We start from the raw sequence: 13,522 nt of genomic DNA on the forward strand, positions 1-13,522 counted from the left end.
CCGCCGCGTACGGAGAACAGCCCAACGGCCACCCACACGAAGGCGTGACACCCGAGCCGTGCTCGGGTGTCGCGACCGCCGCGCCGCCGAAATCCGGAAGACTGACGGACCCGGCCACGACCCGTCGGGCAGTCCGCGTGCTTCCGGGGAAAGGGAGTCATGTCCGAAACCTCCCGTTCTCAAGCCCATGTGCAGCACGACGCCCCGGCCGGTTCCGCCGCGCCGGCGAGCGCGCGGGGCACCGGGGTCCGGAGAACCGCCCTGGGGGTCAGCGAGCTCGTCCAGGCGGCCCTGCCGCTGATCGCCGAGTGGCTCCCCACCCAGCGCTGGTACGCCGGGAAGGGACGGCCCATCACCGGACTCACCCCGGTGGTCGGAACCCCGCTACAGGTCGGCGACCCGGCCCTGCTGCACCTGCTGCTGCGGGTCGAGCACGCCACCACGGTCGGCGCCCCGCACGGCGACATCTACCAACTCCTGCTCGGCATCCGCTCACAGGGCCCCGTGGCCATCGAACCCAGCGCGGTGCTCGGCCGGCTCAGCCAGGGCCCGTACGACGGCGCCGCGCTCTACGACGCGGTGCACGACCCCGAGCTCACCGGCCGGCTGCTGGAACACCTGGCCACCGGCGACCGCTTCGGCTCGCTCTCCTTCCGCCGCACCCCCGGCTCCGGGCTGCCCGCCAACCTCCCCGGCCGCGCCTCCACCGCCGAGCAGTCCAACAGCTCGGTCATCTACGGCACCTCGTACATCCTCAAGCTGTTCCGGCGCATCCACCCCGGCACCAACCCCGACCTGGAGCTCTCGCTCGCCCTCTCCCGGGCCGGCTCCACCCGCATCCCCCGGGTCGCCGCCTGGTTCGAGAGCCGGATGGAACGCGCCGAACCCGCCACCCTCGGGCTGCTGCAGCGCTACCTGCCGGACGCCGAGGACGGCTGGGAGCTCGCCCTCGACCAGGTCGGCCGGCTCAAGGGCGACCGTTCCCCCGGCAACTTCGCCATCGAGGCGCACCGGCTCGGCCGGGCCACCGCCGAGGTGCACCGGGTGCTGGCCCGCTCGATGCCGGTCGCCCGGCTCGACCGCACCCAGACCGGCCGGCTCGCCACCGCGATGGCCGACCGGCTGGACAGCGCGGTCGCCGCCGTCCCCGGGCTGCTGCGGTTCCGGGCCGCGCTGCGCACCGCCTTCCAGCAGCTCGCCGACGCCCACCCGGACGGCCTGCCGGTCCAGCGCATCCACGGCGACCTGCACCTCGGGCAGGCCATGCGCACCCCGCACGGCTGGGTGCTGCTGGACTTCGAGGGCGAGCCGGCCAAGTCCGTCAACGAGCGCCGCGAGCCGCAGCCCGCCCTGCGCGACGTCGCCGCGATGCTGCGCTCCTTCGACTACGCGGCCGCCCACCTGCTGGCCGGCGGCCCGGTCGACCCGGAGCTGGCCCACCTCGCCGCCGCCTGGGCCCAGCGCAACCGCACCGCCTTCTGCGCCGGCTACACCGCCGGGGGTGGCGCCGACCCGGCCGCCTCGCCGGAGCTGATGCGGGCGCTGGAGATCGACAAGGCGGTGTACGAGGTGGTCTACGAGGCCCGGCACCGGCCCAGCTGGCTGCCGATCCCACTGGCCGCGATCAACCGGCTCGCCCTCTCCGTCTGACCCCGCGCTCCCCCCGCCCCGCCCGCCACGAGTTCGCCCACCCCCGCCGCAGGAGGACCACGCCGTGACGCCGCTCGACCCGACCGGCCGCCCCACCCGCCCCGCTCCGGCCACCTTCCCGGCCGGGGCCTCCGTCCCGCCCCGAGCCGAAGGGCGCGCCGGTGCCGAAAGCCTGGGCCTCTCCTTCCCGATGGCGGGCAAGGAGGGAGAGCAACAAGCGACCGACGCAGGAGGGAGTGCCGGAGCGAGGAGCGTCGGCGCCGGGTCAGAGCACCCGGAGGCGAGCGGGCGAGTCACGCCGCTTCCAGCGGACGCCCCCGTCGGGGCACTGCGCCTCCCCGAGGCGCCGCTGCCGCCGGCCGAGGTCGACCGGCTGGTGGGCGGGCAGCACCACGACCCGCACGCGCTGCTCGGCGCGCACCCGGTGCACGGCGGGACGGCGATCCGGGTGCTGCGCCCGTTCGCCGAGCGGGTGGTGGTGGAGACCGCCCAGGGCCCGGCCGAACTCACCCACCAGCAGGGCGGGTTGTTCACCGGACTGCTGGCGGGCGGCGAACTCCCCGACTACACCCTGCTGGCGACCTACCCCGGCGGCGAGCCGCTGCGCCAGTACGACGGCTACCGCGTCGCGCCCACCCTCGGCGAGCTCGACCTGCACCTCATCTCCGAGGGCCGGCACGAGCAGCTGTGGCGGGCGCTCGGCTCGCACGTGCGCACCGTCGGCGGCGTCACCGGCACCGCCTTCGCGGTCTGGGCGCCGAACGCCGCCGGGGTCCGGCTGATCGGCGACTTCAACCACTGGGACGGCACCGGGCACCCGATGCGCTCGCTCGGCTCCTCCGGGGTCTGGGAGCTGTTCGTCCCCGGCCTCGCCGAGGGCACCACGTACAAGTACGAGATCCACACCCGGCAGGGCTGGGTGCTCGACAAGGCCGACCCGCTGGCCCGGGCCGCCCAGTGCCCGCCCGGCACCGCCTCGGTGGTCACCTCCTCCGACCACCGATGGCAGGACGGCGAGTGGATGGCCCGCCGGGCCCGCGCCGCGCACCACCGCGCGCCGATGTCGGTGTACGAGCTGCACCTGGCCTCCTGGCGGCCCGAGCTCACCACCTACCGCGAGATCGCCGAGGAACTGCCGGGCTACCTCAAGGAGTTGAACTTCACCCACGTGGAGTTCATGCCGGTGATGGAGCACCCCTTCGGCGGCTCCTGGGGCTACCAGGTCTCCGGCTACTACGCCCCCACCGCCCGGCTCGGCGGCCCCGACGACTTCCGGTACCTGGTGGACACCCTGCACCAGCACGGCATCGGCGTGATCGTCGACTGGGTGCCCGCACACTTCCCCAAGGACGACTTCGCGCTCGCCCGCTTCGACGGCGAGCCGCTGTACGAGCCGGCCGACCCGCTGCGCGCCGAGCACCCGGACTGGGGGACGCTGGAGTTCGACTACGGCCGCAAGGAGGTGCGCAACTTCCTGGTCGCCAACGCCGTCTACTGGTGCGAGGAGTTCCACGTCGACGGCCTGCGGGTGGACGCGGTCGCCTCGATGCTCTACCTCGACTACTCCCGCGAGAGCGGCGCCTGGACGCCCAACCAGTACGGCGGCCGGGAGAACCCGGACGCGGCCGCGTTCCTGCAGGAGATGAACGCCACCGTCTACCGCCGCTGCCCCGGCGTGATCACCGTCGCCGAGGAGTCCACCGCCTGGGACGGCGTCACCCGCCCCACCGACGCCGGCGGCCTCGGCTTCGGGCTGAAGTGGAACATGGGCTGGATGCACGACTCGCTGGTCTACATGTCCAAGGAGCCGGTGCACCGCAAGTACCACCACAACGAGGTCACCTTCTCGATGGTGTACGCCTACTCCGAGAACTACATCCTGCCGATCTCGCACGACGAGGTCGTCCACGGCAAGCGGTCCCTGGTCTCCAAGATGCCCGGCGACTGGTGGCAGCAGCGCGCCAACCACCGCGCCTACCTGGGCTTCATGTGGTCCCACCCGGGCAAGCAACTGCTGTTCATGGGGCAGGAGTTCGCCCAGGGCGGGGAGTGGGAGCACGAGCAGGGCCCGCAGTGGTGGGTGCTCGACGAGCAGTGGCCGGCCCATCAGGACCACCTGGGCGTGCGCCGGCTGGTCCGCGACCTCAACCGGATCTACCGGGACACCCCCGCCCTTTGGGAGCTCGACACCACCCCGAACGGCTTCCGCTGGCTCGACGGCGGCGCCGCCGAGGACAACCTGCTCTCCTTCGTCCGGTACGCCGCCGACGGCACCCCGCTGGTCGCCGTCTGCAACTTCTCCCCGGTGGTCCGGCACGGCCACCGGGTCGGCCTGCCCGCCCTGGGCGGACGCGAGCAGCTCTGGGAGGAGGTGCTGAACACCGACGCCGAGACCTACGGCGGCAGCGGCGTCGGCAACTCCCACCCGGTCAAGGCCGACTCCGCCGAGTGGAACGGCCAGCCCCGCTCCGCCGAACTGGTCCTGCCCCCGCTCGCCACCCTCTGGCTCCGCCCGGCCTGAGCCTCTAGGCTCCCCGCCTGAGACTGATCGTCAGCAGGCGGGGGGCTTGCTCGTGTCGGAGTGGACGGTACTGGGGTGGGTCTACCTGCTGGTGCCCTTGGCCTGCTGGGCGGCGGTGGTCCGCACCCGGACGGTCGGGGCCGCGGTGTTCGGCGTCCTCGCGGGCCTGGCCACCGTCCTGGTCGGCCTGGAGCGCGAGTGGTTCTTCACCCGCGCCACGGCCGAAGTGGAGGCCGGGTACCCGTTCGCGGCGGGCCTGGTGGTCCTGGCCGGTGTGCTGGGCGAACGGCGGCTGCACGGTCCGCGGCCGGACACGGGGGCCGTGAACCCCGTCGGCGGCGCCGCCGTCGCGATCTGCGCCCACGCCCTGGTCGGGACGGCCATCGCGTTCCTCTACCAGCTCGTCGCCTACGACGCCTTCTTCCCGAGTCTCGCCGAGGTGCCGCTGCCACCCGGGCTGACCATCGAGCACGCCACCGGCACCAAGGGCGGCTGCGGCTCGAACTACTGCTCCCGGACCCTCACGATCGGCAGCACCACCGGCCTGCCGGCCGACCAGGTGGAGGCCCGTCTGCGGGCCGCGCTCGCCGCCGACGGCTGGACCCCCGGCCGCAGCGGCGCCCTCGTGCATCCGCACGGCTGGCTGGTGGACCGGCGCGTGTCGGAGGTCTTCGTCAGCGGGAGGACGGTGGAGCTGTCCGGCTCGGAGCTCGTCAACGCCCAGCCCTGACCTCCACCGCCCCGCTCCCGGCGTGACCTTCGCCCCTTGCCTCCCTTGTCCGACTCTGCTCGCGGACGGCCGTACGGGGCGCGAAGGTATGGTCGATATGACCACCTTCCGAGACGACGGGACGGAGAAACCCACGTGGCGCGCAGCGTGTACGTGACCGGTATCGACCGGGGGGACGGCCGGCAGGCGGTCGAACTCGGGGTCATGGAACTGCTCACCCGCCAGGTGGACCGGGTCGGGGTGTTCCGCCCGCTGGTGCACGCGGACGCCCCCGGCGAGCCGGGCTCGGACCACGTGGTCGAACTGCTGCGCGGCCGGTACCGGATCGAGTTGCCCGGCCCCGAGCTGTACGGGCTCACCTACGAGGAGGCCGCCGCGCTGCAGGCCGCCCAGGGGCAGGACGAGTTGGTCTCCACCCTGGTCGACCGCTTCCGCGCGCTGGAGCGGCGATGCCAGGCGGTGCTGGTGCTCGGCACCGACTTCGCCGACACCAACATCCCGGACGAACTGGCCTTCAACGCCCGCCTCGCCAACGAGTTCGGCGCCGCCGTGCTGCCGGTGGTCGGCGGCCAGGGCAAGGACCCGGAGGCCGTGATCGCCGAGGTCCTGGGCGCCCACCGGGCGTACACCGACCTCGGCTGCGAGACCCTGGCGATGATCGCCAACCGGACCGCGCCGAGCGCAAAGCAGCGGATCCAGCGCGCCCTCACCGAGAAGCTGCCGATCCCCGCCTACGTCATCCCGGAGGAGCCGGCCCTGGCCGCGCCGACCGTCGCCCAGCTGGTCGAGGCGACCGGCGCCGACGTGCTGCTCGGCGACGCCGCGGGCCTGGCCCGGGACGTGCGCGGCTTCGTGTTCGGCGGCGCCATGCTGCCCACCTTCCTGGACGCGCTGACCGAGGGCGCCCTGGTGGTCACCCCCGGGGACCGCGCCGACCTGGTGATCGGCTCGCTGGCCGCCCACGCGGCCGGCGCCCCGCCGATCGCCGGCGTACTGCTGACCCTCGGCCAGCACCCCGGCCCGAACGTGATGGCGCTCGCCGCGCGGCTCGCCCCCGGCACCCCGGTCGCGGTCGTCCCCGAGGGCAGCTGGCCCACCGCCGCCACCCTGACCCACCTGGAGGGCAAGCTCACCGCGGCCAGCCCCCGGAAGGCCGAGATCGCCCTCGGCCTGTTCGAACTGCACGTCGACACCGTCGAGTTGACGAACCGGATCGAGGTCGGCCGGTCCGAGCGGGTCACCCCGATGATGTTCGAGCACGAGCTGCTGGAGCGCGCCCGGGCCGGCCGCCGGCACGTCGTACTGCCCGAGGGCGCCGAGGAGCGGGTGCTGCGCGCGGCCGAGATCCTGCTGCGCCGCAACATCTGCGACCTCACCCTGCTCGGCGAGGTCGACGCGGTGCGCCGCAAGGCCGCGAGCCTGGGCATCGACCTCCCGCAGGAGGAGCCGGGCGCCGACCGCGCCCAGGTCCACCTCGTCGACCCGACCACCAGCCCGCTGCGCCGCCAGTTCGCCGAGGTGTACGCCCGGCTGCGCGCCCACAAGGGGATGACCGTCGAACTGGCCCTGGACGTGGTCACCGACGTCTCCTACTTCGGCACCCTGATGGTCCAGGAGGGCATCGCCGACGGCATGGTCTCCGGCGCGGCGCACTCCACCGCGGCGACCATCCGGCCCGCCTTCGAGGTGATCAAGACCTCGCCGGGCGCCTCGATCGTCTCCTCCGTCTTCTTCATGTGCCTGGCCGACAAGGTCCTGGTGTACGGCGACTGCGCGGTCAACCCCGACCCGGACGCCCAGCAATTGGCCGACATCGCGATCCAGTCCGCCGCCACCGCCGCCCAGTTCGGGGTGGAGCCGCGGGTCGCGATGCTCTCGTACTCCACCGGCACCTCCGGCTCGGGCGCGGACGTCGACAAGGTCCGCAAGGCCACCGAGCTGGTCCGCGAGCTGCGCCCGGACATCCTGGTCGAGGGCCCGATCCAGTACGACGCGGCGGTGGACGAGCACGTCGCCGCCACCAAGCTGCCGGGCTCGCCGGTGGCCGGGCGGGCGACCGTGCTGATCTTCCCGGACCTCAACACCGGCAACAACACCTACAAGGCCGTCCAGCGCTCGGCCGGCGCGGTGGCGGTCGGCCCGGTGCTGCAGGGGCTGCGCAAGCCCGTCAACGACCTCTCGCGCGGGGCGCTGGTGCAGGACATCGTCAACACCGTCGCGATCACCGCCATCCAGTCGCAGGACCGCAAGGAGTCCGTTGCATGAGTGAAGGTACGCGCGTTCTCGTGCTGAACGCCGGCTCCTCGTCGGTCAAGTACCAGCTGATCGACATGCTGGACGGCGCCAGGCTGGCCTCCGGGCTGGTCGAGCGGATCGGTGAGTCCAGCGGCCGGCTGGCGCACACCCCGCACTCGGGCGAGCGGCGCGAGGTGCTGCAGGTCTTCCCGGACCACTCGGCCGCGCTGAAGGCCGTCGCCGAGGAGCTGGCCACCGACGGCCTCGGGCTGGACTCCCCCGAGCTGGCCGCGATCGGCCACCGGGTGGTGCACGGCGGCAAGCGGTTCACCGAGCCCACCGTGGTCACCGACGAGGTGCTCAAGGAGATCCGCCGGCTGATCCCGGTCGCGCCGCTGCACAACCCGGCCAACATCACCGGCATCGAGGTGGCCCGCGCGCTGCGGCCCGACCTGCCGCAGGTGGCCGTGTTCGACACCGCCTTCCACTCCTCGATGCCCGAGTACTCGGCCCGGTACGCGATCGACAAGACAGTCGCCGACGAGCACCGGGTGCGCCGCTACGGCTTCCACGGCACCTCGCACCAGTACGTCTCGCGGGCCACCGCGCGGCTGCTCGGCAAGGACCCGGCCGAGGTCAACGTGATCGTGCTGCACCTGGGCAACGGCGCCTCCGCCTCGGCGGTCAGCGGCGGACGCTGCATGGACACCTCGATGGGCCTGACCCCGCTGGAGGGCCTGGTCATGGGCACCCGTTCGGGTGACATCGACGCCGGTGTGGTGTTCCACCTGCACCGGGTCGGCGGGCTGTCCGTCGACGAGATCGACGACCTGCTCAACCGCCGCAGCGGCCTGCGCGGCCTGTGCGGCGAGAACGACATGCGCGAGATCATGCGCCGCGCCGACGAGGGGGACGCGGACGCCCGGCTCGCCTTCGACGCCTACATCCACCGGCTGCGCAAGTACATCGGCGGCTACTACGCGGTGCTCGGCCGGGTGGACGCGATCGCGTTCACCGCGGGCGTCGGGGAGAACGCGGCGCCGGTGCGCGCGGCGGCCACCGCAGGACTGGACGAGCTGGGCATCGCCGTGGACCCCGAGCTGAACTCGGTGCGCTCCGGTGAGCCCCGGATCATCTCTCCCCCGTTCGCCCGGGTGGCGGTCGCGGTGGTGCCCACCGACGAGGAGCTGGAGATCGCCCGACAGGCCTTCGCCCTGGTGCACCGGGAGGGTGGGCGGTCCGAGAGCGGGCGGTCCGAGGACTGACACACCGTCGTCTCACTCCTCGGAATCCTTCGTCGGCGATTCTCCACGATTCGTGCCGAATGCACCTATAACACGAACGGATAGACTGACCGATATGCGCCGAGCGAAAATTGTCTGCACCCTGGGTCCGGCGACGGACTCCTACGAACAGCTGAAGGCCATCGTCGAGGCGGGCATGAACGTCGCCCGCCTGAACATGAGCCACGGCAACCACGCGGACCACGAGGAGCGGTACCGAAAGGTCCGCCAGGTCTCGGAGGACACCGGCAAGGCCATCGGCGTCCTGGCCGACCTCCAGGGTCCCAAGATCCGTCTGGCGACCTTCGCCAACGGTCCGGTGACCGTCGACAACGGCGACGAGTTCACCATCACCACCGAGGACGTCCCCGGTGACCAGCACATCTGCGGTACCACCTACAAGGGCCTGCCCGGCGACGTGAAGCCCGGCGACCCGATCCTGATCAACGACGGCGTCATCGCCCTGGAGGTCGTCAGCGTCGACGGCCCGCGGGTGAAGACCGTGGTGGTCGAGGGCGGCGTGCTCTCGAACAACAAGGGCATCAACCTGCCCGGCGCGGCCGTGAACGTGCCCGCCCTGTCCGAGAAGGACAAGGAGGACCTGCGCTTCGCGCTGCGTCTGGGCGTCGACATGGTCGCCCTGTCCTTCGTCCGCAACGCGGACGACATCAAGGACGTCCACGAGGTCATGGACGAGGTCGGCATCCGGGTGCCGGTCATCGCCAAGATCGAGAAGCCGCAGGCCGTCGAGGCCATGGAGGAGATCGTCCTCGCCTTCGACGCCATCATGGTCGCCCGCGGCGACCTGGCCGTCGAGTACCCGCTGGAGCGGGTGCCGCTGGTCCAGAAGCAGCTGATCACCCTGGCCCGCCGCAACGCCAAGCCGGTCATCGTCGCCACCCAGATGATGGAGTCGATGATCCACGCCTCGCGCCCGACCCGCGCCGAGGTCTCCGACGTCGCCAACGCCATCCTGGACGGCACCGACGCGGTGATGCTCTCCGCCGAGTCCAGCGTCGGCAAGTACCCGGTCGAGACCGTCCGCACCATGAGCCGGATCTGCGAGAAGGCCGAGGAGGAGCTGGTCTCCCAGGGCCTCCAGCCGCTCAACCCTGGCCGCAAGCCGCGCACCCAGGGCGGCTCGGTCGCCCGCGCCGCGTGCGAGCTGGGCGACTTCCTGAACGGCAAGGCGCTGATCGCGTTCACCAAGTCCGGTGACACCGCGCGTCGGCTGTCCCGCTACCGCTCGCCGATCCCGGTGATCGCGTTCACCCCGGACTCGGCCACCCGCAACCAGCTCTCGCTGAGCTGGGGCGTCGAGTCGTACGTCACCGAGCAGGTGGCCACCACCGACGCGATGGTCGCGCAGGTCGACCGTGAGCTGCTGAAGATGGGCGAGCTGACCACGGGCGACACCGTCATCGTCACCGCCGGCGTCCCGGTCGGCATCCCCGGCACCACCAACATGGTGCAGGTGCACCGCCTGGGCAGCCACGGCGAGTGACGCCCCGGTAGCACGAACGCCGGTGGGGCGGTCCTCCTTCACGGGAGGGCCGCCCCACCGGCGTTACGGCGTCGACTACTTGTCGCTGTAGGGCGCGTTGTCGTTGAACATGTGCATCCCGGGGATGTGCAGGGTGCCGCCGAACTGGCCGGCCTGCTTGGCGGTGACCTGGGTCAGCTCCAGGTCCAGCGGGATCGGGATGGCGCCGATCAGGTCGTACAGCCAGCGCGGCAGGGTGTCCGGGGTGAGGGTGATCTCGCCCAGGTCGATCGGGATCGGCAGGCCGAGCACCTTGGACAGGTGGCCGGAGAGCCGCTCCACGTACATGGTGACCGGGCCGTTGCGCATGGTCGAGGTCGAGCCCGGCGCGCCCTGGACGTGGAAGGTGACGCCGTTGCCCTCCAGTGTCGACATGTCGAGGTTGTCGATGTCCACGCTGTCGACCACGAACTTCAGCACCCGCTTGGTGCCGGTCGGGGTCTTCACGTCGTAGACGCCGTGGAAGACCGAGCCGTGCAGGGCCAGACGGCTGGTCTGCAGCGTCCAGTTCTGCTCCGGGACGACATGTCCGGAGGAGGCCGCGCCGGCGGTCAGACTCCGGGTGTCCACCGCGCAGTTGGGGTTCGCGGTGGGCGAGGCGGACGGCGTGCCGAAGGCGCTCGTGCTCGGCGCCGGGGTCGCCGAGGCGCCCGCCGAGGGGGTCGCGGACGGGGCCGCCCCGGAGCCGGCCTTGCCGGTCGGCGCGGCGGCGGCCGGCGAGGGCTGCCCGCCGGAGGGCCGGCCGCCCGAGGACTGCGCGGCGGGCGGCGCGGCCTGCTGGGCACCGGCGGCCGGGGCCTGCGGCTGGGCGGGCTGCGCCGGGGTGCCGACCCGCGGGGCCGGGGCGGCCGGGGCCTGGGTGGCGGTCGGCGCGGGGGTGGCGGTCGGCGTGGCACTCGGTGTCGGGCTGGCCGAACCGCCCGGGTTCAGCAGGTGGTTGATGCCGCCGACGATGTCGTCGATCAGCCCGGCCTGGGTCGCGGTGGCCGTCCCGGTGCCGGTGTCCTGGTAGACCGCGCTCACCGCGCCCGCGCCGGTGGTGTCGGCGGAGCGCACGACGGGCGGCTTCACCGGCGAGGTGGGCGTCGTGGCGGCCGGCGGCTTCACCGGCGAGGTGGTCGGCGCGGTCGTCGGCGCCTGGGTGGGCACCGAGCTCGGTCCGGTCGAGGGCGCGGCGGTCGCCCCGGAGGCCGGGGCCCCGGTCGGCGCCGCGGTGGGCGTACCGGACGGGCCGGGCGGCGGCTCGGGCAGCTCGCTCTTGGGGACCGGCGTCTCGATCGGCGCGACGTCCGGGACGGTGGCGGGCGCGGTGGGGCAGGGCTTGCCCGCCGCGGACTCGGCGACCGCCGGGTTGGGCGTGTAGGCGGCGGCCATCAGCAGCGCCGTCGGCACCGCGGCCATCGCCAGCGCGCGGCCTCTCAGTCGGACCCGGACCGGCGTGCGGGGCGCCGCGTGCCGGCCGGAGCGCTGCGCGGGGACGGCCGTGCCCTCTGCTTGCTCGGCCGACCCGGTCACCGCGCCTCCTCCTGGTCCCCGGCACCGCCCTGCTGCGGGACGGCGGCCTCGGCGGCGGGCTCGGCCGCCGCGGGCTCCTTGGGCGCGCCCTGGGCAGGCAGCTTCGCGGTGGGTGCCTCGGCAGCCTCGGCGGTCTCGGCCGTGGCGGTCTCTCCCGTGGCGGTCGCGGTCTCGGCGGTCGTGGTGGCGGTCTCGGCCGTGGCGACGCTCTCCGCCACCGCGTCGTCACCCGCCTTCTCGGCCCGGCGCACGCGCCGTCCCTTGGCCGTCTCGGCCTTCGGCTCCGGCAGCGGCGCCCAGGAGACCATCAGTCCGCCGCCGATCAGGCCCGGCAGCAGCGCCGTCCCGAAGCCCGCGAGGTTGGAGACCGGGATCGACACCAGGGTCAGCAGGATGGTCGCGATGCCACCGAAGACCCGCACGGCGGGCTGGAACCAGGCGGTCACGCCGAGGATGATCATCAGTACCCCGATGATCAGCGACCCGGCGCCCGCCGTGGTGGACATCGCGATGGTCAGCCCGCCGAACGACAGGTGCGCGTACGGGAAGTAGAGGATCGGGACGCCGGCGATCATGGCCAGCAGGCCGCCCCAGAAGGGCCTGGTGCGGCGGAATTCACGGAAGTGCCGCCAGAGCCACCCGATGGGGTTCTGCTGACGGGGCCGCGTCTCGACCGTTGCGCTGGACATGGTGCAACTCCTCGACGTCGCTACGAGGGAAGAACAAAAAAGGAGGGTGGGCCGGGAACGGCGGTCGCCCGCCGCCCCCGGCCCCAGGTGGACCCGTCGCCCCGGCGCGCCCGGAGGCGTGCCGTCGGACTCGGCCCGGAATGTCAGACGAGGCTCAGAAGCACTCGTTGCCCGCGCCGTCGCCGCTCTTCAGCGCGAGGTTCAGGCCGTTCAGCTTGAACGTGCCGGCCGAGGTGGCCCGCGCGGTCTGCTGAACGCTGCTCAGGTCGGCCTTCTGGGCGGCCTGGGCGAAGCCGGTCGGACCGGACGGCAGACCCGCGCCGCCGCCCGCCTTGGTGACGCCCGGGTGCGGGGCCCAGCCCTGGGTGGCCGAGCCGGACAGGGTGGAGGCGTCCTGACCGATGTTGATGTTGGTGAAGGTCGCGTCCGCCTTCAGCTGCTCGAGGTCGATCAGCAGGTTGTCGGCCTGAACCGGCTTGCCCGCCTCGGTGCCGGCGTGCAGCTGCAGGGTGATCTTGCCCAGGCCGAACGCGGACAGGTCGGTCACCACCGACTGGCACAGGTTGGTGATGTCGGCGTGGTCGAAGGCCGAGACCGCGACCGGGTGCGGCTTGCCGTTCGCCTCGATGTCGACGGAACCGAACTGGGCGAAGTTGGTGCCGTGCAGCTGGTCGGTGCTGACCTTGAACTGCTGGCCGGAAATGCTGAACGAGGCGGCGAGCGCGCTGTTGGCGATCGAGACGCCGACCATCGCGGTGGCCGCGACGCTCGGCACCATCACCAGGGCGAAGCGCTTCCAGCGGGTCTTGCCGTAGGTCTTGGACATGCGAGTCCTCCTTCTAGGACGTACATCTCCGGCTCCCCGGCGGCGCGTCCCGCGCCGGTGGGGGCCTGGGATGGGAGAGAGCTACGTCCTCGGTAGCGGAGAGCGCCTTGGGCGTCGTCGGACGCGGGAGCGGCCGGCACTATGCGGCACTCCCGTCCCGAAACCGGCCGTCCTTGCGGGACGACGGGTCGGACCGACGACATCGGCGATCACCCCCGAGCGACAACCAGCGACCGCGCAGGGCCGCGCGGCCGGTCGAGGACAGGAACCGCCGTGGGACCGCGGATACCCCCCTGCCCTCCCTACCGCCGACCGGGGTCGGCGGATCACCCGGTGGGGATCCCGCGCTCCGCGTTGGCCGACCGGCTGTCGGAGGGTGTGGAGTCTGGGACCGGGCGTGGCTGATCGTGCTTGAATCCCGGGCGAAGCACAAGGGGTGCCTTACTGACGGGTAATGCAACATCGAGTGGCGTTGATCATGAAAACGTACGAAATTGCACCCTGCGTGACATCTCGAAGGAAGTACGTCG

Annotated in this window: 9 protein-coding genes; 6 read left to right on the forward strand and 3 right to left on the reverse strand. The window is 72.8% G+C overall.

Annotation, left to right across the window (positions count from 1 at the left end; translation table 11 throughout):
• The first annotated feature begins 159 nt into the window (after nucleotides 1-159).
• From ABZW30_RS14505 to pyk, 6 genes are all read left to right on the forward strand, one after another.
• Complete coding sequence (locus ABZW30_RS14505) at nucleotides 160-1,650, forward strand: phosphotransferase (protein ID WP_355671427.1); 1,491 nt, start codon at nucleotides 160-162, stop codon at nucleotides 1,648-1,650.
• Between the two features lie 64 nt (nucleotides 1,651-1,714).
• Complete coding sequence (glgB, locus tag ABZW30_RS14510; protein WP_355671428.1) at nucleotides 1,715-4,171, forward strand: 1,4-alpha-glucan branching enzyme; 2,457 nt, start codon at nucleotides 1,715-1,717, stop codon at nucleotides 4,169-4,171.
• A 46-nt stretch (nucleotides 4,172-4,217) separates the two neighbouring features.
• Nucleotides 4,218-4,901, forward strand: coding sequence for a hypothetical protein (locus tag ABZW30_RS14515; protein ID WP_355671429.1), 684 nt, complete (start codon nucleotides 4,218-4,220; stop codon nucleotides 4,899-4,901).
• A gap of 135 nt (nucleotides 4,902-5,036) precedes the next feature.
• Nucleotides 5,037-7,166, forward strand: coding sequence for a phosphate acetyltransferase (gene pta / locus ABZW30_RS14520; protein ID WP_355671430.1), 2,130 nt, complete (start codon nucleotides 5,037-5,039; stop codon nucleotides 7,164-7,166).
• A complete protein-coding gene (locus tag ABZW30_RS14525; RefSeq protein WP_355671431.1) occupies nucleotides 7,163-8,401 on the forward strand; it encodes an acetate kinase in 1,239 nt (412 codons plus the stop codon). Before pta ends, ABZW30_RS14525 begins: the two co-directional genes overlap by 4 nt.
• A 94-nt stretch (nucleotides 8,402-8,495) precedes the next feature.
• Nucleotides 8,496-9,923 carry a pyruvate kinase gene (gene pyk, locus ABZW30_RS14530; protein ID WP_355671432.1) on the forward strand — a complete coding sequence of 476 codons (1,428 nt, stop codon included), beginning with the start codon at nucleotides 8,496-8,498 and terminating at the stop codon, nucleotides 9,921-9,923.
• A 75-nt stretch (nucleotides 9,924-9,998) separates the two neighbouring features.
• Here pyk and ABZW30_RS14535 read toward each other — a convergent pair whose 3' ends face one another.
• From ABZW30_RS14535 to ABZW30_RS14545, 3 genes are all read right to left on the reverse strand, one after another.
• A complete protein-coding gene (locus ABZW30_RS14535; protein WP_355671433.1) occupies nucleotides 9,999-11,477 on the reverse strand; it encodes a hypothetical protein in 1,479 nt (492 codons plus the stop codon).
• Nucleotides 11,474-12,166 carry a DUF6114 domain-containing protein gene (locus ABZW30_RS14540; RefSeq protein WP_355671434.1) on the reverse strand — a complete coding sequence of 231 codons (693 nt, stop codon included), beginning with the start codon at nucleotides 12,164-12,166 and terminating at the stop codon, nucleotides 11,474-11,476. Before ABZW30_RS14540 ends, ABZW30_RS14535 begins: the two co-directional genes overlap by 4 nt.
• Nucleotides 12,167-12,320: 154 nt before the next feature.
• Nucleotides 12,321-12,992, reverse strand: coding sequence for a DUF6230 family protein (locus ABZW30_RS14545; protein WP_355671435.1), 672 nt, complete (start codon nucleotides 12,990-12,992; stop codon nucleotides 12,321-12,323).
• Between the last annotated feature and the right edge of the window lie 530 nt (nucleotides 12,993-13,522).

The sequence above is a fragment of the Kitasatospora sp. NPDC004669 genome, assembly GCF_040609455.1.
Taxonomy (GTDB): Bacteria; Actinomycetota; Actinomycetes; order Streptomycetales; family Streptomycetaceae; genus Kitasatospora.